Origin of the sequence: Edaphobacter sp., assembly GCF_035532915.1 — a bacterium.
Lineage (GTDB): Bacteria > Acidobacteriota > Terriglobia > Terriglobales > Acidobacteriaceae > Edaphobacter.
Window position 1 is genome coordinate 1 of the sequence record NZ_DATKQC010000161.1, and the last position, 20666, is coordinate 20666.

The following is a 20666-nucleotide window of genomic DNA, read 5'->3' on the forward strand; positions in this document are numbered from 1 at the left end:
GCCGATGTCGCAGTTGGGCGACACGGTAGAGGCTGTGCCCACGACCATTCTTATCGATAAGAATGGCCGCGTGGCGAAGACTTTTGTGGGAGCGGTCGAGCGAGCGGTCTTTGCCTCCGACGTGGATGCGCTGCTGGCGGAGTAGCTCTTGATTCGGAGTTTGCTAAGGAAGGCATACCCAGGGGCTGAAGCCCCCGTTATTTTGTCGGGATAGAGGGCCAAGGCTGAAGCCTTGGCGTACCTAGATGCAAGGGCAACCGCAGCGGCAAGTGCAACCGCAGAGGCAAGTGCAAGTGCAGAAGCAAGTGGAGGCAATTGCGAGTGGAGAGGCGATGGCAACCTTGGATTAGCGTTGCCTCCTCGTTTTGAGGTTGAGTGAATGCTGGATGGTCAGACTTGCGGGATCTTCATGACGTTGGATGTGCTGGCCGGAATAGGCGTCGCAGGCAGGTGGAAGTCGGGCTGCGAGTCGGGGTGGGCGGGGTTGAATTCGACAGCGTCTTTGGTGAGGAATTTTTTGAGCGGCAGGTTGTTCTGGCGGATGCCGTCGACGATGCAGCGCGCCAGTTCGTAGGCTCCATAGCTGTTGAAGTGGGTGTCGTCGCTGATGGCCTTGGTCTGGTTGGGATAGGCGTTGGCGGGGAAGTGCATGAAGGCTTTCTTGGAGCCTTCGGGGCCCATGGCTTCGAAGAGCGTTTTGCTCATGGCGTTGAGGTCGATGAGCGCGGCGTGCTGCTCGCGGGCGACTTCGCGCATGGCATCGGGATATCCGGCGAGCGAGTTGGTGATGTGGCCGGTGGCGTCGAAGGTGCGGCGATTCATGCTGGTGACGAGGACGGGTGTGGCTCCGGCGGCGCGGGCCTTGGCGATGTATTCGGTGAGGAGCGATTTGTATTCGTCAATGGGGACGACGGCGTGATCGGTGCCGCGCTGGAGTTTTTGATCGTTGTGGGCGAACTGCATGAAGAGATAGTCGCCGGGCTTGATCTGGGTGAAGATCTTGTCGAAGCGGCGCTCGCTGACGAAGCTCTTGATGGTCTCGCCAGATTCGGCGTGGTTGGCGACGACGACGCCGGGACGAAGGAAGCGGGGGAGGATCTGACCCCAGGCGGTCCAGGGCTCGACGTCCTGATCGACGACGGTGGAGTCGCCCGCGATGTAAATGGTGGGCTCTTTTTTAATGGGCTCGATGGTGATGCTGCGCACGCTGGGGTTGTCGCCGTTGAACTCGAGGGTGAGCTTGTGGTCCCAGTCCATATTGCCGATCTCGCGGGGCTTGAGGTGGACGTGCTGGACGGTGCCGACGGCGTCGGTGAACTTGGGGTAGCGGACGTTGACGTCGAAGGTGCGCTTCGCGGAGGCGTTGGCCTGGGTGGGAATCTTTTCGAGCATGAGGCGGCGGCCTTCGGCCCAGACCGTGGTGGTGGAGGCTTTGTCGGAGCCGAGGACGGCCGTGACCCGGTAGCTGCCTTCGGGGACTGCGGCAGAGAAGAAGAATGGCTTGTCGCTGGAGCAGGATTTTGCGGAGATGGTCGGGGTGGTCTCGAGGTCGAAGCCGGAAGAGGATTCGGTGTAGGCGGAGGCTGGGGTGAGGGAGGTGTAACCGGATTTGGCTGCTCCGCAGACGAACTTTTGTGCGTGGGCGGCGGGAAGGAGGGTGGCGAGGGCCAGGGCTGATGCGGCGAGGGTGATGCGGGTCATGCTTGCTCCCTTATTTTAGAAACTATTTCAAGGGGAGAATATTAGCACTTCGAATAGAGTGCAAGGAAGCCTGCCCTCTAGTGTTCGCCGGTGAGCCAGAGCATGTAGGGATAGAGGAGAAGGAAGAGGATGAGGCAGATGGAGAGGAGATCCATGTAGAGACAGAGCAGGATGCCTGCCTGGTAGAGGTCCCACTGCTGGCGTCGCAGGCAGCGGAAGGTGTCGGCGGTGCCGATGATGGCGATGCAGGCGGGAATGGCGAGGAATGGGTTGGCTCGGTCGTTGGGGAAGCCGGAGAGCAGATAGGCGAACGCAAAGCTTGCGAGGACGAGCGTGTTGCCTCGAACGAGGGAACGGTTCTGCGGATTGAGAATTCGGGATATCACGCTGTACTCAAATTTGGTACAGCCAAGGATAGGCTATGGAGGCGAGATTGGCTTAATGCCGGGTTTGAAGGTGTGGTGCAGGTAGGAGCAACGGTGGAACAGTGCCGGACAAAATATTTACCCGCCCACCCATCGCGATGAGGCTGCGATGGATGGGGCACCCGAGTGTTTGTAGTAAGACTTAGGCGGTGGCGAGTTGAGCGTTGGCTTCAGCGAACATCTGCTGGATGGAATCGTTGTAAGGGGCGCGAAGGACTCCGTGCTCGGTGATGATGGCGGTGATGTACTTGGCCGGGGTGACGTCGAAGGCCGGGTTCTGAATGGCGGCCCCGTTGGGCGTCATCTGCTTGCCGTTGGAGTGGGTGACTTCGGTGGCGGCGCGCTGCTCGATGGGGATGAGATCGCCGTGCGCGGTGGCGCGGTCGATGGTGGAGAGCGGTGCGGCGACGTAGAAGGGGATGTTGTGCTCTTTGGCGAGGACGGCGACGGAGTAGGTGCCGATCTTGTTGGCGGTGTCGCCGTTGGCTGCGATGCGGTCTGCACCGACGATGACGGCCTGGATGCGTCCCTGGCGCATGAGCGCACCGGCCATGTTGTCGCAGAGGACGGTGGTGGGGATGTTGTCGTGGAGCAGCTCCCATGCGGTGAGGCGCGCGCCCTGCAGGTAGGGGCGGGTCTCGTCAGCGAAGACGTCGATCTTATGGCCGCGTTCGACGGCGGCGCGGATGACGCCGAGGGCGGTTCCGTAGCCGCAGGTGGCGAGGGCTCCGGCGTTGCAGTGGGTGAGGACGGTGCCTTGCTGGGGGAGAAGCGCTGCGCCGTGGGCTCCCATCTGCTTGCAGGCGGCGATGTCTTCGTCGTACATCTGCTGTGCCTCTTTGATGAGGGCGGTTTTGATCTCGGGGATAGGGGTGTTGGCGGCGGCGAGCGCGTTGTACTTGTCGCGCATGCGCTGGATGGCCCAGAAGAGATTGACGGCGGTGGGGCGGGTCTCGGCGAGGGTCTTCGCGATGACGGCGACTTCTTCGGTGAGGGCGGGCAGCGTGGTGGCGGTGCTGCGGTCGACGCCGATGGCTACGCCCATGGCAGCGGAGACGCCGATGGCGGGTGCGCCGCGGACGATCATGTCGCGGATGACGGTGGCGACCTGCTTGTAATCCGTCGCGAGAACGTAAGTCTCTTCGAGGGGGAGCTTGGTCTGGTCGAGGAAGTTAACGCCGGTAGGGAGCCATTCGAGGGTAGGAATCATGTCTTTAACAGTTTAGACGAGTGGGGAAGTGCGGCTGTCCTTGACAGATGTTGTCCTGCCAAACGAGAATTTCAGCCATCCTGGTAATTGGACTGACCAATTCGGCTGTATGAACTATTCCCTTGTTTGCGTACTGAGGAGTTTTGATGGCGAGTCATTTGTTTGAGCGGCGAAGTTTTTTGAAGAAGGCGGGCCAGAGTTTGCTTGCTGTTCCTGCGCTTTCTGCGATGGGTGCGGTTGCGGAGATGCCAGGCAAGCATGGCGGCAAGGCGCGTGGGTGGGACGGCAGCCCTTTTGCGTATACGCCGAAGGTCACGCTGAATGTCCGCGACTATGGTGCGACCGGCGATGGCAAGACGAATGATCGCGTGGCGCTGCAGGAGACGATCGATCGCTGCGGCGTGTTTGGCGGGGGCGAAGTGGTGGTACCTGCCGGGGACTACGTTACCGGTGCGCTGGCGCTGCGGAGCGATGTGGTGCTGCGGCTGGAGAAGGATGCGACGCTGCTGGGTACGCCTGATTTTGATGACTATCCGGTGACGCAGGTTCGATGGGAGGGCCGCTGGATTCAAGGGCATATCGCGCTGATCTACGCGATTGACGCGAGCCGCATCGGCATTGTGGGGTCGGGGAAGATTGTCGGCAATCCGGCGCTAGGCGGGAGGCCACGTAAGGAGACTCCGCTGCGGCATCCGGCGCTGATCGAGTTTATCGAGTGCAGGGATATTCGGCTGGAAGATTTTTCGACCAGCAATCATCTGATGTGGTCGATTCATCCGACGAACTGCGAGAACATCTTCATCAAGGGGCTGACGATCCGCAGCACGGGCGGCAATGGCGATGGGATCGATATCGATTCAAGCAAGCATGTGGTGATCGATGGCTGCGATATTGCAACGGGCGACGATTGTATCTCGCTAAAGTCTGGACGCGGGGCTGAGGGCTATGCGCTGTTGCGGACGACGGAAGATGTCTTGATTAAGAACTGTACGTTTGCGGACTCAATCTTTGCGTGCATCGGCATTGGCAGTGAGACCTCGGGCGGCATTCGCGATGTGAGGATCGAGCACTGCAAGTTCACGCGGGCGAAGACGTTCGCGATCTATATCAAGAGCAGGCCGGGGCGTGGAGCGTTTATCGAAAATATTGTTGCCAACGATCTTGATGCTTCGGATATGACGGGCGGCTTTCTGCGGTTCAATATTCTCAACAGCGGCATTCGCGATGAGTTCCAGGTGCCGGGCGATGAGGGGATTCCGACGATCAGGAACTTTCGCTTCTCTAATATTCGGGTGAAGGAGTGCCCGATTCTGGTGGAGGGAACGGGGATTCATCCGCATAAGCCGCTGGAGGGTTTCTCGCTGGTGAATGTGTCGGGAACATGCGAGAAGGGAATCTATCTAGCGAATGTGAAGGACGCGGTCATTCGGAACGTTTCTGTCACGGGCTTTGCTGGACCGCTGCTCAATCTCAGCAACGTTACCGGCAAGGGATTGGTTGGTGCGACGACGATTGCATCGCCTCCGATGGGAGAGCCGGTTCCGACTCCGAGCCAGCCGTATCGGTTGCATTGAGTCAACCGACTTGGTGGTCTGTCCTCTTCGTGTTTTTCTATCCTCGATGGATCAAGGTTTGCGATGCCCAATTTTGCTGTGATCCGTACCTCGCTGGCTGCTGCTTTTCTGGTTCTTTCTACTGTTGCCGTGCAGGCACAAAGCGCGACGACCACCCCGGTTGTCAATGCCGGGCGTCAGCAGCTTACCGAGTATCTCGACCATATTGCGGCGGAGCGGACTGCTGCGCGCAGAACTGCCGTGGCTTCTATTACGACGCGCGCGCAGGCCGAGGCGCGCCAGGCGATGGTTCGTAAAAAGATACTTGCGCTGATTGGAGGATTGCCGGAGAGGACGCCACTGCATGCGAGAGTAGTCGGCTTGACGCAGGCGCAGGGATTTCGCATCGAGAAGGTGATCTATGATTCGCAGCCCAGGTTTCCGGTGACGGCGCTGCTGTATCTGCCGGATGTGAAGCCGGGAGCGAAGGCGGGGAAGCTGCCTGCGATTGTTGTGGCTCCAGGGCATGGGCCTACAGGGAAGGCCTCCGATTTCGGCTTTGCGTCGACGTTTGCGCGCAATGGATTTGCCGTACTCTCGTACGACCCGATTGGACAGGGAGAGCGGTTGCAATATCCCGACCCGGCAAAGCCGGGGGCTTCGCTGGCGACGCGGCCTACGGGTGAACATGGCGAGGCAGGCCTGCAGCCCACGCTGGTTGGCGATGCGGTTGCGCGCTACTTCGCGTGGGACGGGATGCGAGCGGTCGACTATCTTCAGTCGCGTCCGGAGATCGACGCGAACCGCATTGGCGCGTTTGGCTGTTCGGGCGGCGGAGCGATGACGGCCCTGCTGGGGGCGCTCGATCAGCGCATCAAGGCCGTGGGAACAGCCTGCTACATTACCTCGTTCGATACGCTGCTTCCGGCGATTGGCCCGCAGGATGCCGAGCAATCGACGCCTAATTTTATTGCGAGTGGATTGGACTTTCCTGATTGGGTGGAGCTGGCTGCACCTCGGCCTTACGCTATCATCGCGACGACCGAGGATATGTTTCCCTTCGCCGGGGCGCAGAAGAGTGAGGCAGAGTCACGGCGGTTCTATGGGCTCTTCAACGCCGATGTCGATCTTGAGTTTCTTACAGGGCCCGGGCATCATGGCAACCTTGGGCCGATTCAAGCTCGTATTGTCAGTTTTTTTCTGAAGCATCTGCAGCCGGATGCAGATGCAGCGCACCCTGTTTTGCCCCCGCCGCGCAAGCCCGGAGCCAGTCCGTTCGCTCTGCCTGAGGGAATCACAAAAGATGATCTTCAAGTGACTTCTACTGGGCAGGTGGCGACCTCGTTTCCTGATGTCGAGACCGTGCACAGCCTGAACCTGAAGCGGTATCGCTCTTTGCCGAAGCCAAAGGAGTTGCGTGGGGAGGAGTTGCGTGCCGCGGTTCGTGAGGTGACGAAAGCTGCCGCACTCCCCGCACCGCATGGCAGTAAGCCTAAGCCTGATTTGGTGACGGAAAGCGATCTTACCGTAGCCGATGTGAAGGGAGACGTCTCCTTTCGACAAGTCGTGCTTCATTCGGAGCCGGGAATTGATTTGCAGGGCGAGATTGCTCTTCCTCGTTCCGAGGGAGTTCATCGCGCTGTTCTGTTGCTGGCGAATGCTGCGTCGATGCCAGCAGAGAGTGCTGAACGGCACGAGTTGGCCGGGAAGATGGAAGCGATGGCCGAGGCAGGCAGCGTGGTCTTCGCGGTTACGCCTCGGCCTTCGCCGCCGGGCACGGAAGAGACGAAGTCACCGATTCTTGGGCCGTTCTACCTTACGGAGTTGCGTGCGGAACTTACGGGCAAAACGATTATGGGAATGAGGATCGACGATACGATTCGCGCAGTCGATTATCTTGCCTCGCGGCCCGATACCGATTCGAAGCGAATTACAGCGGAGGCCTCGGGGCATCTTGGGCTGGTTCTGCTGCACGCTGCGGTCCTGGATGCGCGGCTTGCGCACATCACGGTTGACGATGCACTGAGCAGCTACAGGAGCCTTATTGAAGCTCCCATGCCGAGGGATGCCCCACAGGATCTTCTTCCGGGAGTTGTCCGGCACTACGATCTTCCGGAATTGGAGGGGGCTCTGGGTTCTCGCTTGACGCTCACTCATCCACTGAGCGGTACAGACGATCTCTCTGCGAGTTTGTGGAGTAAGACTAACTAGCAGGAGCGCGGGTTGGAACGAGACGAAGGGAAAGATTTGTCGGTACAGAGCGTGGCTGCCTTGAAGCAGCAGCGACAGAGGCTTTCCAGTTCAGATAATATTTCTCAATAGAAAGTTTCGGTGCAAAGCAGGAGGAGGAGTCAACCTTGTCAGTCAATCGAAGGAACTTTCTGTTAGGGACGGTGGCAGCGGCGGCACAGGCAGGGGTGGCTGCGGCTATGCCCGTCGGGGCGAAGGCTGAGAGTGGAGCGCGGGGAACAGAGCAGGCAGGGAAGCGGAAGCCGAACATTATTCTGTATCTCTCCGACCAGTTTCGCTGGGACTTTGTGGGCGCGAATGGATTGAATGGCTCTACGAACACGCCGAATCTGGATGCACTGGCGGCGCATGGAAAGAACTTCACCCATGCCGTGACCAACCAGCCGGTGTGCGCTCCGGCGCGTTCGGTGTTGATGACGAGCCGCTATGCCACGGAGACCAATGTCTGGCACAACGGCCCGGCGATGAGTACGGAGCTGCCCACGCTCGCCGGCGAGTTGCGCAAGGCGGGTTACACCTCGAACCTGATCGGCAAGTGGCATCTTGCGCCGGCAAAGGCAGCCGATGGAGGAGGCCCGGGCTATGTGAAGCCGGAGTATCGCGGCGGCTTTCTCGATCTGTGGGAGGGCGCGAACGCGCTGGAGCACACGACCCATCCTTTTGACGGAACCATCTATGACGGCGATGGCAAGGAGATTACTTTCAAGGACCAGTATCGCGTCGACTTCATCACTGACCGCGCGGAACGGTTTCTGCGGCAGAAGCAGGAGAAGCCGTTTTTCCTGTTCGTCTCGCAGCTTGAGCCGCACCAGCAGAACGACTGGAAGCGCATGGTCGGGCCGAAGGGTTCGGCTGAGCGGTTTATCAATGCGACGGTACCAGCCGACCTTCGCGAGCAGCCGGGCGATTGGCATCAGCAGCTTCCGGACTACTATGGCGCGTGCGAGAGCATCGATGCCTCGGTCGGCAGACTGAGGAAGGTTCTGGAAGAGGAGAACCTTGCGGACGATACGATCTTTGTCTTCATCAGCGATCATGGGTGCCACTTCATGACGCGCAACGAAGAGTACAAGCGGAGTACGCACAATAGCTCGGTTCGCATTCCGCTGATTATTCAAGGGCCGGGCTTTGAGGGCGCGCAGCAGATACCGGAGTTGTTCGGCATCATCAACGTCGCTCCAACGCTGCTGGAGGCTGCGGGTGTGAAGGTACCGGAGTCGATGAAGGGCAGGAGTATTCTGCCGCTGCTCAACGATGCGAAGGCGAGAGAGGCGTGGCCGAACAAGGAGCTGATCCAGATCAGCGAATCGATGACGGGAAGGACAATTCGCACCAGGGAGTGGACTTACTGCGTAGCCGATCCGACAGGTCTGAGGGCGGCTACGAGCAATAACTATCACGAGTACCAGATGTACGATCAGCGCAACGATCCGCATGAACTGGTGAACCTTGCCGGACGAAAAGAGTACCGGGCCAAGGCAGCTGAGCTTCGCGAAGAGCTGAAGAAACTCATTGTCGCCTCGGGCGAGCCGGAGCCGGAGATCGCTGAAGCGAAGCTGTATCCATGAGCCAGGCAGGATAGCAATTCTCGAGTGATGCGGTCGCCAGCAATGGTTGAGATTGGGGCGCGGACTGGTTCCGCGCCCCGTTTCGTTCGTGCCTGATAGTAAAGTGTAGGTAAACCCAGGAGGCAGCGTGAAGGCGATTGAGATTACCGGCGAGATGCTCATTGGAGCGCGAAGTGTTCGTGGAATGCAGGGAGTGGTGCACTCCATTAATCCCGCGATGGGAGAGGTAATAGCTCCGGATTTTGGCGGCGGCTCGGCGAAGGATGTCGATGATGCCTGCACGCTGGCGCAGCGTGCCTTTGACGCCTACCGGACGACGAGCCTGGACCAGCGTGCCGGTTTTCTGGAGGCGATTGCACAGGGGATTCTCGATCTGGGAGATGTGCTGGTAGAGCGCGTCATGAGCGAGTCGGGATTGCCGCGTGGCCGCGTCGAAGGCGAACGCGGACGAACGATGGGACAGCTCAAACTATTTGCGACGCTGGTGAGAGAAGGACGCTGGCTCGGCGTCACGCTGGACAGTGCGCTGCCTGAGCGCAAGCCTCTGCCTCGCTCTGACCTTCGAGCGCAGAAGATTCCGCTGGGGCCTGTGGCTGTCTTCGGCGCTAGCAACTTTCCTTTGGCCTTCTCGGTTGCGGGTGGAGATACCGCGTCGGCGTTGGCGGCGGGCTGTCCGGTGGTCGCGAAGTCGCATCCATCGCATCTGGGAACCTCTGAGCTTGTAGGCCGCGTCATTCAAAAGGCCGTCGCGGACTGCGGATTGCCAGAGGGTGTATTTTCGCTTGTCGTCGGCGATGGCAATGCAGTGGGTGAAGCGCTGGTGGCGCATCCGGCGATTCAAGCGGTAGGCTTTACGGGATCGCGCCGCGGTGGACGGGCGCTGGTTGCGATTGCCGCCGGACGAGAGGTTCCCATCCCTGTGTTTGCGGAGATGAGCAGCATCAATCCGGTCTTTGTGCTGCCGGGTGCAATTGCACAACGGGCAGAGGCGATTGCGCAAGGGTTGGCGGATTCGGTCACACTGGGGACGGGACAGTTCTGCACCAAGCCTGGCATCGTCATCGGTATGGAGGGCGCGGATTTCGAGCGCTTTCAGCAGGCCGCGACGATTGCCATTGAGGCGAAGGCTGCAACGACCATGCTCAACTCCGGCATTCACCGCGCGTACGAGCATGGCACCGCGCAATGGGATGGAGAGGACAAGGTCAGTAAGCTGGGGAGCGGACAACCTGCGACGCCGGCTAGCTGCGCGGGACAGCCTATGCTCTTTGCGACGAAGGCGCAGCATTTTCTGACCACGCCAGCATTGATGGAAGAGGTCTTCGGGCCAGCGACTCTTCTGGTGGCGTGCAAGGACATCGAAGAGATGGTGGCCGTGGCGGAACATCTCTCCGGCCAGCTTACGGCGACGCTGCATCTTGCCGATGAGGATGTGGAGATCGCGCGACGCCTGCTGCCGGTGCTGGAGCGGAAGGCCGGACGCATCCTTGCGAATGGCTTTCCAACAGGGGTTGAAGTGTCCTACGCGATGGTGCATGGCGGACCTTCGCCTTCGACATCGGACAGCCGTGCGACGTCTGTCGGCGCGATGGCGATTGAGCGCTGGCTGCGGCCGGTCTGCTATCAGGATCTACCTTCGGCGCTGCTGCCGGAGCCGCTGCAGAATGGCAATCCGCTTCATCTTTTGCGGCTTGTTGACGGCAAACTGCAGCTTCCTTAGAGGCTATTCGGCGTGGGCCAGTGAGAACTTGTGGCGCACGTCGGAGCCGCGAACCCAGAAGATAACGTCTTCGGCGATGTTTGTCGCGTGATCGGCAGAACGCTCGAGGTTGCGTGAGACGATGATGGCGTTCAGCGCCTGACTGCTGACCTCGGGACGGCGCTGCATCAGTTCGATGAGCTCGGTCTGGACGGTGCGATTCATGTCGTCGATCTCATCGTCCATCGCGAGAACGGTGTCGGCGAGCTTGGCGTCGGCTTCGAGCAGGGCCTGAATGGCGGTGCGGATCATGACGCCGACCCTCTCGCCCATCTCGGAGATGTCGACGGGCAGGGCGAGGGAAGGACCGTTTTCGAGAATCTGGACGCGCTGCGAGATGTTGGTGGCCTGGTCGCCGATGCGCTCGAGGTCGCCGTTGATCTTGATGACGGAGAGGATGAAGCGAAGATCGATGGCCATGGGCTGCTCTTTGGCCAGCAGATCGTACGCCATCTCATCGACGTCGCGCTCGGCTGCGTTGATGGCTTCTTCAATCTCCTTGATGTGGTCGCAAAGACCACTGTCGCTGCCGAGATAGGCATCGATGGAGAGGCTGAGGGCCTGTTGCGAGAGCGCGGCCATGGCGAGGAGCTTGTCCTTCAGTGCGACGAGTTGTTGCTGAAAATTAATGCGGGGCATGGGGAATCCCTCTCTTTGAATGCCTATCTCTCTATTGTGACGTAAAGACGGCGAAGAGGAGATGAATTTTGTGTCAGGTAGTGAGATGAATACCTGTCGAAATGGTTGGCTACTAACGGTAGAGCAGATAAGGGGCGCGTCGTTTTTGGAACGCTGCAAGATCGCTGGCCCAGGAAGCGGCGATGGAGCGTGGGTCTTCGTTGTTGTCGAGGGCCAGCATCGTATTGACGCTGGCCACCAGCCGCTCAGCTTTGGTGAGGTTGAACTGGTTGGGATAGAGACGATGGAGGGCGGAGAGAAGCTCGATCCCAAGCTCAGGAGCGTCGAGGGCGTTGCGATCGGTGAGCGTGATCTGTATGCCGGGAATCGTCTGGCCGTGGTAGGGGTAGTGGTTGGCGGTGTCGTCAATCGAGAGGCTGGTGGGGGCGAAGGTGACTCCCGGAATTTTACGTGCGGTGAGATAGGCGGCGAGTTGGGGAGCGTCGATGTAGGGAGCGCCGAAGTGTTCGAATGGCGTGGGTGTGCCGCGGCCTACAGAGACATTGGTGGTTTCGAGCAGGGCCACGCCGGGGTAGAGTGTAGCTGCGGTGAGGCTGCGGAGGTTCGGGCTGGGGTTGGTCCAGGGCAGGCGCGTCTGGTCGAAGTATTCGCTGCGCGTCCAGTTCTGCATGGGAACGACGGTGAGGTGCGCGTTGATGGGGGCCTGAACGTCGGGAGAGGCTGCGGTGGGCAGACGGCGCTCTCCGTTGATGTAGCGGGCCAGCTCGCCGAGCGTAAGGCCGTGGCGGACGGGCAGGGGCATGTAATCGGTGTAGGACTCGAGCCCGGCGTCGGAGACGGGGCCTTGAACCAGTTCGCCGCCGATGGGGTTGGGGCGGTCGAGCACGATGACTTCGATATGGGCTTGCGCTGCCGCTTCGAGGAAGTAGCCGACGACGGATTCATAAGTGTAGAAGCGAACGCCCGCATCCTGAAGGTCGATGACGACGGCATCGAGCTTGGCGAGGTCTTCCGGTCGGGGCCGCTTGTCGGAGTCCTTGGGGCCGTAGAGGCTGATGACGGGGAGGTGCGTGTCGGGATCGGTTTCGGATGCGATTTTGGTGGTGTCCTGCTTGCCGAAGATGCCGTGCTCTGGCGAGAAAAGGGTGGTGAGCGTCAGGCCGGGAACGAATTTGGGAGCGTCGGTGGCGAGGAGATCGACGGTGCGGTGGCTCTTGCTGTCGAGGCCGGACTGGTTGGTGAGGAGGCCGAGCCTCAGGTGATTTCCGTGGCGTTCGGCGGCTGCGGCGAGGGCGGCGTAGTGTGTCGCTTCGAGGACATCGATGCCGGTGCGCGTCTCCGCGTTCGTTGATTGCTCGCTCTCGCTAAGATGGAGGGCTTCGCCTGCTGCTGTAGCGATCTCGCCGCGCAGGACGGAGATGGGGGGATCGCCTCGGGGATGGACCGCGTTGCTGAGGATGATGACGTAGGTGTCGCTGGCGGGGTCCATCCATAGCGAGGTGCCGGTGAAGCCGGTGTGGCCGAAGGAGCCGATGGGAAAGACACCGCCGCGTGGGCGCGAGAAGGGCGAGTTGATGTCCCATCCAAAGCCGCGTGTGGCGACGCCTTTGGTGGTCTTGCCGTCGGGAGTGAAGATGGTGGCGGTTGATTCGGCAGATGACGGCTGCTCGGGTTCGGTCATCAATTCAAGCGTGGATTGCTTGAGGGGAAATGGGCCGGTGTTATGCCGGAGTTTGTCGAGTAGCGCTTGTGCGAAGAGCGACACGTCGGATGCGGTGCTGAAGACGCCGGCGTGTCCGGCGACTCCGCCCATGCGGCGGGTGGTTGGGTCGTTGACGGTGCCGCGAAGCATGTGGTCGAAGTCTGGATTGGTGGCTGCGGTGCCTTCGTCATCGTAAGTTGTAGGAGCGGTATGGGGAATGATCGCGGAGGTGATCCAATGAGGCGGAGGGCAGGAGTAATCCTTGAAGACGGCGATGGAGGATTCGTTGGATTTGAGGAGGTGCGGAGCGGCTGAAAGCGCAATGGCAGCTCCGAAGGTTTCGTGGGGGCCGCACGCCTCTGCAAACGGCAGATAGCGTGTGTGAGCCATGTGAAGCGGCGCAAAAATGTGTCGCTGGGCGTAGACGTCGAGCGGTTCGCCACTGAGCTTTTCGACCAGTGCGCCAAGTGTGATGAAGTTGATGTCGGAGTATTCGAAGTGAGTGCCGGGGGTGGTGACGAGCAGCGAGTCGAGGGCGCGGCGGATGCCTTCGGCTTTGTCGGGCGCGGCGAGGCCCCACGGGTCTTTGAGATTTACATCGGGTGGAAGACCGGAGTAGTGGGTCAATAGCTCACGGATGGTTACATTTTGTTTTCCGTTGGCGGCGAAGGCTGGCAGGTATTTTGCGACGGGATCATCGAAGGCGAGTTTGTGTTCTTCGTAGAGCTGCATGACGGCTACTGCGGTGGAGAGGCACTTGCTGAGCGAGGCCATGTCGAAGATGGTGTCTTCGGTCATTGGCTCTACGGCGGGTTCGAGCGAGCGGTGGCCATAGGCTTGCTCGAAGGCGACCTTGTTGTCGTGGCCGACGAGGACGACTGCGCCCGGAAGTTTCTTTGCGGCCACGGCGTCGTCGATAAGGGCGGTGATGGAGGTGAAGTTGGGTTGGGATTGTTCGATCCCACCCTTCGCAGAAGACGCGAAGGATGGGGCACCTGAAATTTGCGCTGAGGTGGATGTCGCGCTGAGTGCGAAGAGAATCAGCAGGGTAGTCGTGGCGAGGATTTTCGCTTTGGGTTTCGTGCGAAAGATGAAGCTGGCGATCGTGCCGATGCCGAAGGTGGCGACTGCTCCGATGAAGACGTACCAGGTCCAGGCGACGTGTGGGATCGTGATGGGGCCGAGTGCGATGGGGTCGGGATGGAGCCAGAGCAGAATGTTGAGCGCGAAGCCGGCGATCATGCCTAGTATTGCTCCTGTCTGGGTTGCATAGCGTGTCAGCGTGCCGAGGAGAAAGACGCCGAGTAGCGCACCATAGGCGACCGAGGCGATGGAGAGACCGATCTCGACGACATGGCCTTTGCCTCCGGCGTGGACGCTGTAGACGGCGATGGCGAAGAGCACAAATGCCCAGATTACTGTGGAGGAGCGGGAGATCATCATTCGTTCGCGGTCGTCGGCTTGGGGTCGCCAGTGCATATAGAAGTCTACGACGGTGGTGCTGGAGAGCGAGTTGAGTGCTGCGCTGAGGTTGGACATCGCAGCGGCAAGGATGGCGGCAACCAGCAGGCCCGCGACGCCGATGGGCATCTCGCGAACGATGAAGGTGGGGAAGATTCTGTCCGCCGAGGCGAATGTTGCGGGATGCAGGCCGTAGAAGACGAAGAGTCCCGCTCCGATGAAGAGAAAGAGGGTGAACTGGAGCAGAATGACGACGCCGCTTGAGAGCAGCGCGACGATGGACTGGCGCAGGTTGCGGGCGGCGAGCATTCGCTGCACCATCAGTTGATCGGTGCCATGCGATGCCATGGTGAGGAAGGTTCCGCCGATCAGCCCGGCCCAGAAGGTATAGGTCTCGGTGAGGTTCAGAGCGAAGTGGAAGAGGTGGAACTTGCCAGCAGCGGCAGCGACTTCGTGGATATGCGACCATCCTCCGGGGACGTGGGTTCCGAGGGTGGCCATGGCGACGAGCGTTCCGGCAATGTAGATGATCATCTGCACCACATCGGTCCAGATGACAGCGGCCATTCCGCCCTCGAAGGTGTAGAGCAAGGTGAGCGCGGAGATGATAGCAATGGACAGCACATCGCGCGTGCCGATGGCGATGCCGACCACGATGGAGACGGCGAAGACGCGCACGCCCTCTGCTGCCGCTCGTGTGAGCAGGAAGAGCAGAGCGGTGACTTTGTGAAGCGTGGGACCGAAACGCTTGTCGATGAGTTGGTAGGCGGTGAGCATCTCGCCCTGGAAGTATTTAGGCAGGAAGATGGCGGCGACGACGATGCGGCCAACCATGTAGCCGAAGACAACCTGGAGGAAGCCGAAGTCGCCGCCAAAGGCGAGGCCGGGAATGGAGATGATGGTGAGCGTGCTGGTCTCGGCCGAGACGATGGAGAGGGCGATGGCCCACCACGGGATCGATCGGTCGGCGAGAAAGTAGCTTTTGAGCGAGCGGCTACCGGTGGTCTTCTTACGGAAGCTCAGGCCGAAGAGGGTGATGCCGACGAGGTAGAGGGCGATGAGAGCGAGATCGATGGGATGGAGGCGTGTTGGCATGGCCAGCGCCAGAGCTTCGATGCTACTGGTCAATGCGACTCTCCTGTGAGGGGCCTGACGGCGTTCCCTTGTGCCCATTATGATAACGGGGAGGGCGCTGCAACGGTTTGCGCGACAAGGGAGACGGAACTTTTGGCTTATTTTATTGGCATTGATGCAGGTGGAACCAAGACCAGGTGCGTCCTGGCGGATGAAACCAAAGTCCTTGGGCGAGCCGATTGCGGCAGCATCAAGCTCATGCGCGTGGGCGAAGCAGAGGCCACGGCACGGTTGCGGCGGCTTCTCGAAGAGTCGGCGGCTGCGGCAGGGGTGAGCTTGCAGGAGGTCACGGGAAGCTGTGTCGGCATTGGCGGAGTTTCGATTCCGGCAGTGCGCCAGTGGTGCGAAACGCAGATGAAGACCATGGTGAGTGGCGAAGTGGAAGTATGCGGAGACGAGGATATTGCTCTCGACGCAGCCTTCCACGGTGGTCCCGGCATTCTGGTTGTGTCGGGAACAGGATCAATCTTCATTGGCCGCAGCGCCGATGGAACGATGTATCCCGTAGGCGGCTGGGGGCCGGTTCTGGCGGATGAAGGATCGGGCTGGTGGATCGGCCTGGAAGCGGTGCGCGCGGGTTTCTGGGCGAAGGATCGCGGGATTAAAACCGACCTGCTGACGGAGGTTCAGAACGCCTGGGAACTGAGCTCTCTGGGCGAGCTTGTCGAGAAGGGAAACGATCGGCCAGGGCCGGATTTCGCAGCGCTGGTTCCTCTGGTGGTGCGATGCGCAGAGAGCGGCGACGAGATGGCGCGGGCTGTGTTGGAGCGGGCCGGAGCGGATCTTGCCGAGCTGATAACACTGGTGGCAGTGAAGATGATGGAGACGTCAGGTGAGAGCGAAGAGCCCATCGGTGTAGCGTATGTGGGCAGTATTTTGGAGCACGTCACGATCGTTCGTCAGACGATGATTGCTGCGCTGGCAGAGTCCGCACCGCAGACCCATGTGCTGGAGGGAGCAGTGAATTCGCTGGAGGGAGCACTGTGGCGGGCGCGCACGGCGGCAGGGCTGATCAGCGTCGGCTAAAGGGGGCTTTCGCGGGCCCTCAGCGCAAGGCCGCGAGCTACCGAGGTGAATTCGTTGCCGGTACGCACGCGCTCGGCTGTGAAGCGGCTTTCGAAGATACGCCGTACCGAAGGGACAAAGCTGGTTCCCCCGGTCAGGAAGACGCGGTCTACCGTTTTAGCGTCGATGCCGGTCGTCTCCAATAATCCATCCACGCATTGTTCGATGGATTGCAGCTCTTCGGCTATCCATGATTCGAAATCTGCGCGGGTGACCCCTGCCTGTATGTCCATGCTGCCGTCGCGGAAGTAGAACTGCGCCGATTCGTTGTGCGAGAGCGCGATCTTGAGCCGCTGCACAGCCTGATGCAACTGGTAGCCCAGGTCTTCGTCGATCAGGGTGAGCAGCGCTTCAATCTTTTCCGGTTCCAGCGCGTTGGCGCGAGCGCTCTTGAGAATCTGGTTGACGTTGCGCGTCTTCAGGAATGACAGGTAGTGCCACCGCTCGAGGTTGGCGTAGATCCATGCTGGCACGGCAGGCAGCAGCTTGTTGAGCGAGCGTGCAAACGAATCCGCGCCGAGCGCAGGCGATACGAGTTTGCGTACGATGCGTGCGTCAAAGGCATCGCCTGCCAGCCCGAGGCCGCTGTTACCGAGTAGGTCTTTCGCAGCACGGCCACGCTTGCGGACGCCGGGGCCGACGTGCAGCAGGGAAAAGTCGCTGGTGCCTCCACCGAAGTCGCCGATGAGAATCAACTCGTCGTGATCGAGCGTGGACTCATAAGAGTAGGCCGCCGCGATAGGTTCCATCTCAAAGCCAACTGACTCGAACCCGGCATGGGTGAAAGCCTCGCGTAGCCGCTCCAGCGCGAAGTTGTCATCGTCGACGGAGTCGGCCCCGACGAAGCGAACAGGACGGCCCACGGTAGCGTGGCGAATGGGCTTGCCGAACTGTTGCTCCGCGCGCAGGCGCAGGTCGGTCAGGATGCGCGAGATAAGGTCCTCGATGCTATAGCGGCGGCCAAAGACCTCGGTCCCGGTAAGCGTGCGGCTGGTCAGGTAGGACTTCAACGACTGAATAAGCCTGCCCTTGTGCTCTGCCTCAAGGTAGTGCTCGATACCGGAGGGGCCGGTGTAGCTTTTGATCTGCGAGCGGCCAGCATTCTTGTGCTGTTCCAGATAAAGGATGGAGCGGAAGGACTCGATGCTCGCCGTTTCCGTAGGAAACGAGACCAGCTCGACTGACCCCTCGGGCGTGGCAAGGGCGATGCAGCTATTGGTCGTTCCGAAGTCGATGCCGATAGAGGGTACGTTGGTGGACGGAAAAGGCATGGTCTTTCAGAATGCCAGATTTTGGGGCAGGGAAGCCAGTGCCGGCTGCAGCATTTCACTTTCCCCGCATTTTCAGTTAGCGTGGTGCACTGTTCTCTTCTTCCTTTGCCATCTGTTCTATTGTGATTTGCGGAAGTCCGCAGGATACGTATGTTGATTCTCGTGGAGGCGGTTTAATGTCCAGAAGTTCTATTCGGTGGGTATGGGTAATTTTCTTCTTCGGCTTCGTCGGTTGCACTCAGGCTAAACCACTCCAGGCGCAGACGATTGCCAAATACCTCGGCGTCTTCGAAGGTAGAACCGATGTCGGCAGCGTAACCCCTGAGGGAACGGTCGTCTACGATCCAGCCAGGCATACCTACATCCTCTCCTCTGCGGGCGCGAATCTCTGGGAGAACATTGACGCTTTTCATTTCGTATGGAAGAAGGTGTCGGGCGATGTGTCGTTGACGGCAGATATCGATTTTCCCGATAAGACCGGGAACCCAAGCCCCCATCGCAAAGCCCTTCTAATGGTTCGTCAGAACCTGGACGCCGACGGTGTCTATGCCGACGCAGCGCAGCACGGCTCGGGACTGACCGCGCTGCAATACCGGCGCGCAAAGGGCGCGACCACGCAGGATATTGAGTTGAATATTGCATCGCCCAAGAGGCTTCGCCTCGAAAAACGTGGCGATACGATCACCATGTTTCTCAGCATGACCGGCGAACCTCTCCATCAGGTTGGCGCATCGATCAAGCTTCATCTCGACGGTCCGTTCTATGTCGGTCTCGGGGTCTGCTCGCACGATGCCAAGGTTGTCGAGAAGGCGGTGTTTTCAAATGTCGAACTCAAAACGCTGACACCAGCCACACCTTCTGCCCTCACGCTTTACAGCACTCTTCAGACCATTGCAATCAACCCGGACGCTCGCGTAGCTACGATGGTCTATACGACGCGTGGCCACTTTGAAGCGCCCAACTGGACGAGAGATGGAAAGTCTTTGATCTTCGATCAGGACGGGAAAATTATGAAGGTTCCGGTGACAGGGGGAACACCTGAGGCTATCGATATTGGCGCCGCCACCCGGTGCAACGGCAGCCATGGCCTCTCGCCCGACGGTAAATGGCTCGCTATCAGCTGCAGCATGCCGGACAAGCCCGAATCGCGTGTCTACATCGTCCCGTCTAGTGGAGGAACGCCGCGCGTCGTCACCGAAAATCCAAATTCGTACTTTCATAACTGGTCGCCCGATGGCAAAAGGATCATCTTCACTCGCCCGAGCCACGGCTCCGGCAACATCTACGCTATCCCGGTTGAAGGCGGGGAAGAAAAGGCCCTCACCACCGGCAGCGGCATCAGCGACGATCCGGATTGCTCCCCCGACGGGAGATATATCTACTTCAACTCAGACCGTGCTGGCGGCATGCAGATCTGGCGGATGCGCCCCGATGGCAGCGAGCCCGAGCAGATGACCTTCGATGAGCGAATGAACTGGACGCCGCACATCTCGCCCGACGGAAAGTCGATGGTCTTTCTCAGCTATGAAAAAGGTGTTGCCGGGCATCCGGTCAATAAAGATATAGAGCTTCGCATCATGTCTTTGAGCGACAAGAAGGTCAGGGTGCTGGTGAATCTAGTTGGCGGCTCAGGCACGATCAATGTTCCTTCATGGGCTCCGGACAGCCGGCATCTGGCCTTTGTCAGCTACCAGATGCTTCCCGCGGAAGACAAGGGAAGCAGTGAATAGGCCGTCGCGGCTCGAACGGTATTGAAGCAGAGAAAAATCGGGATGGCTCTATCCGAGAGTCTGAATACGTGCGCCGTTCAGAATTGTGGCCTGGAGTTCGCCCGCCGCGTTGAAGACGTTGAAGTCTGCGGGGCTGCCAGCGATGGGGTTAGCAATCGCGTCTTCCATCCCCAGCAGCTTCGCTGGATTGTGCGATGCCAGCCGCACCGCCGTAGCGAGGGGCGAGCCGGTGAAGCGCTGCAGATTGGCGACGGCGCGATCCATCGTCAGAACACTTCCGGCAAGGCTGCCGTTCGACATGGCGCGGCCATCGGCTACCTGTACCTGAAACGTCCCGAGCGTATAGGTGCCATCGGGCATCCCGGTGGCCGACATGCTGTCGGTTACGAGGATAGCCTTGTTCGCTCCCTTGGCTTTCAGCCACAGGCGAACCATCGATGGAGCGACGTGGACCCCGTCGCAGATGAGTTCGGCAAACAGACGGTCGTCGTCGAGCACGACGGCGATGACGCCGGGCGCGCGATGGTCGAGCGGGCGCATGGCGTTGAAGGTATGCGTAGCACTGCGGGCTCCGGCGTCGACTGCGGCCAGCGCCTGTTCCGACGTGGCGTCAGTGTGGCCGATGCTGACCTTGACTCCATGACCGGAGGCATGTTCGATGAGGGCGAGCGCGCCGGGAATCTCCGGAGCGATGGTGATGAGACGGATATGTCCACGCGCAGCCTGCTGGAAGCGGTCAAAGAGAGCGATATCCGGCGGAAGAATATCGGCCGGAGGGTGAACGCCCTTCCTGGCGTGCGAGATAAAAGGCCCTTCGAGATGAATCCCGATAGGCCTCGCCTCATTGGCAGGAGTCCGCGATTCGACGGCATTGGCCAATGCTTCGAGCGACCGCAGCGTCTGGTCGATAGGGGCCGTGACCGTGGTGGGCAGGTAATGTCCGACGCCGTGAGTAACCAGAAATCTGTTCACAATGCCTAGCTCTGCGGGGCTGGCATGCATGACGTCGTAGTTGGCCGCGCCGTGCGTATGGATGTCGAAAAAGGTCGTGGTCAGCACGTCTTCCGATTTATTTGCAGGGTCGGAGTGGATGCTGGCAATCAACCCGTCATCGTCGATGACGATGACGGGTTGATTGATGGTGCCTTGCGAGGTATAAAGCTGGCGTGCTGTAAGAGTGGTTGGCATCGAGATTAGT

Annotated in this window: 13 protein-coding genes; 6 read left to right on the forward strand and 7 right to left on the reverse strand. The window is 60.0% G+C overall.

Annotation, left to right across the window (positions count from 1 at the left end):
* Positions 1 to 390: 390 nt before the first annotated feature.
* The 3 genes from VMU57_RS07795 to mtnA all read right to left on the reverse strand — a co-directional run bounded on the left by VMU57_RS07795 (position 391) and on the right by mtnA (position 3336).
* Positions 391 to 1701, reverse strand: coding sequence for a rhamnogalacturonan acetylesterase (locus VMU57_RS07795; RefSeq protein ID WP_325382150.1), 1311 nt, complete (start codon positions 1699 to 1701; stop codon positions 391 to 393).
* 77 nt (positions 1702 to 1778) lie between these two features.
* Positions 1779 to 2087: a permease gene (locus VMU57_RS07800; protein ID WP_325382152.1), complete on the reverse strand. Its 309-nt coding sequence runs from the start codon at positions 2085 to 2087 to the stop codon at positions 1779 to 1781.
* Positions 2088 to 2268: 181 nt separating this feature from the next.
* A complete protein-coding gene (gene mtnA, locus VMU57_RS07805; protein ID WP_325382154.1) occupies positions 2269 to 3336 on the reverse strand; it encodes an S-methyl-5-thioribose-1-phosphate isomerase in 1068 nt (355 codons plus the stop codon).
* Positions 3337 to 3482: 146 nt separating this feature from the next.
* On the opposite strand from mtnA, the gene VMU57_RS07810 reads away from it, so the two are divergent.
* The 4 genes from VMU57_RS07810 to VMU57_RS07825 all read left to right on the forward strand — a co-directional run bounded on the left by VMU57_RS07810 (position 3483) and on the right by VMU57_RS07825 (position 10427).
* Positions 3483 to 4910 carry a glycoside hydrolase family 28 protein gene (locus VMU57_RS07810; protein WP_325382156.1) on the forward strand — a complete coding sequence of 476 codons (1428 nt, stop codon included), beginning with the start codon at positions 3483 to 3485 and terminating at the stop codon, positions 4908 to 4910.
* A gap of 63 nt (positions 4911 to 4973) precedes the next feature.
* Positions 4974 to 7100 carry an acetylxylan esterase gene (locus VMU57_RS07815; protein ID WP_325382158.1) on the forward strand — a complete coding sequence of 709 codons (2127 nt, stop codon included), beginning with the start codon at positions 4974 to 4976 and terminating at the stop codon, positions 7098 to 7100.
* A 146-nt stretch (positions 7101 to 7246) separates the two neighbouring features.
* Positions 7247 to 8707, forward strand: coding sequence for a sulfatase-like hydrolase/transferase (locus VMU57_RS07820; RefSeq protein ID WP_325382160.1), 1461 nt, complete (start codon positions 7247 to 7249; stop codon positions 8705 to 8707).
* Between the two features lie 127 nt (positions 8708 to 8834).
* Positions 8835 to 10427: an aldehyde dehydrogenase (NADP(+)) gene (locus tag VMU57_RS07825; RefSeq protein ID WP_325382162.1), complete on the forward strand. Its 1593-nt coding sequence runs from the start codon at positions 8835 to 8837 to the stop codon at positions 10425 to 10427.
* A 3-nt stretch (positions 10428 to 10430) separates the two neighbouring features.
* Here VMU57_RS07825 and phoU read toward each other — a convergent pair whose 3' ends face one another.
* Positions 10431 to 11105: a phosphate signaling complex protein PhoU gene (phoU, locus tag VMU57_RS07830; protein WP_325382164.1), complete on the reverse strand. Its 675-nt coding sequence runs from the start codon at positions 11103 to 11105 to the stop codon at positions 10431 to 10433.
* 112 nt (positions 11106 to 11217) lie between these two features.
* Positions 11218 to 15363: a sodium:solute symporter family transporter gene (locus VMU57_RS07835; protein WP_414648617.1), complete on the reverse strand. Its 4146-nt coding sequence runs from the start codon at positions 15361 to 15363 to the stop codon at positions 11218 to 11220.
* Positions 15364 to 15495: 132 nt separating this feature from the next.
* Here VMU57_RS07835 and VMU57_RS07840 point away from each other — a divergent pair, with 132 nt between their 5' ends.
* Entirely contained in the window at positions 15496 to 16428 is a 933-nt protein-coding gene (locus tag VMU57_RS07840) for an N-acetylglucosamine kinase (RefSeq protein WP_325382166.1), read from the forward strand.
* On the opposite strand, the gene VMU57_RS07845 is transcribed toward VMU57_RS07840, so the two are convergent.
* Complete coding sequence (locus VMU57_RS07845; protein ID WP_325382168.1) at positions 16425 to 17738, reverse strand: Hsp70 family protein; 1314 nt, start codon at positions 17736 to 17738, stop codon at positions 16425 to 16427. The genes VMU57_RS07840 and VMU57_RS07845 overlap by 4 nt on opposite strands.
* Positions 17739 to 17914: 176 nt before the next feature.
* Between VMU57_RS07845 and VMU57_RS07850 the strand changes: the two genes are divergently transcribed.
* Complete coding sequence (locus VMU57_RS07850; RefSeq protein ID WP_325382170.1) at positions 17915 to 19468, forward strand: hypothetical protein; 1554 nt, start codon at positions 17915 to 17917, stop codon at positions 19466 to 19468.
* 48 nt (positions 19469 to 19516) lie between these two features.
* On the opposite strand, the gene nagA is transcribed toward VMU57_RS07850, so the two are convergent.
* Positions 19517 to 20656: an N-acetylglucosamine-6-phosphate deacetylase gene (gene nagA, locus VMU57_RS07855; RefSeq protein ID WP_325382172.1), complete on the reverse strand. Its 1140-nt coding sequence runs from the start codon at positions 20654 to 20656 to the stop codon at positions 19517 to 19519.
* Between the last annotated feature and the right edge of the window lie 10 nt (positions 20657 to 20666).

Excerpts from the sequence above, each read along its gene's own strand:
- VMU57_RS07795 (WP_325382150.1), bottom strand. The coding sequence starts at position 1,701 with ATGACCCGCATCACCCTCGCCGCATCAGCCCTGGCCCTCGCCACCCTC.
- mtnA (WP_325382154.1), bottom strand. The coding sequence starts at position 3,336 with ATGATTCCTACCCTCGAATGGCTCCCTACCGGCGTTAACTTCCTCGAC.
- VMU57_RS07810 (WP_325382156.1), top strand. The coding sequence starts at position 3,483 with ATGGCGAGTCATTTGTTTGAGCGGCGAAGTTTTTTGAAGAAGGCGGGC.
- VMU57_RS07815 (WP_325382158.1), top strand. The coding sequence starts at position 4,974 with ATGCCCAATTTTGCTGTGATCCGTACCTCGCTGGCTGCTGCTTTTCTG.
- phoU (WP_325382164.1), bottom strand. The coding sequence starts at position 11,105 with ATGCCCCGCATTAATTTTCAGCAACAACTCGTCGCACTGAAGGACAAG.
- VMU57_RS07835 (WP_414648617.1), bottom strand. The coding sequence starts at position 15,363 with ATGCCAACACGCCTCCATCCCATCGATCTCGCTCTCATCGCCCTCTAC.
- VMU57_RS07845 (WP_325382168.1), bottom strand. The coding sequence starts at position 17,738 with ATGCCTTTTCCGTCCACCAACGTACCCTCTATCGGCATCGACTTCGGA.
- VMU57_RS07850 (WP_325382170.1), top strand. The coding sequence starts at position 17,915 with ATGTCCAGAAGTTCTATTCGGTGGGTATGGGTAATTTTCTTCTTCGGC.
- nagA (WP_325382172.1), bottom strand. The coding sequence starts at position 20,656 with ATGCCAACCACTCTTACAGCACGCCAGCTTTATACCTCGCAAGGCACC.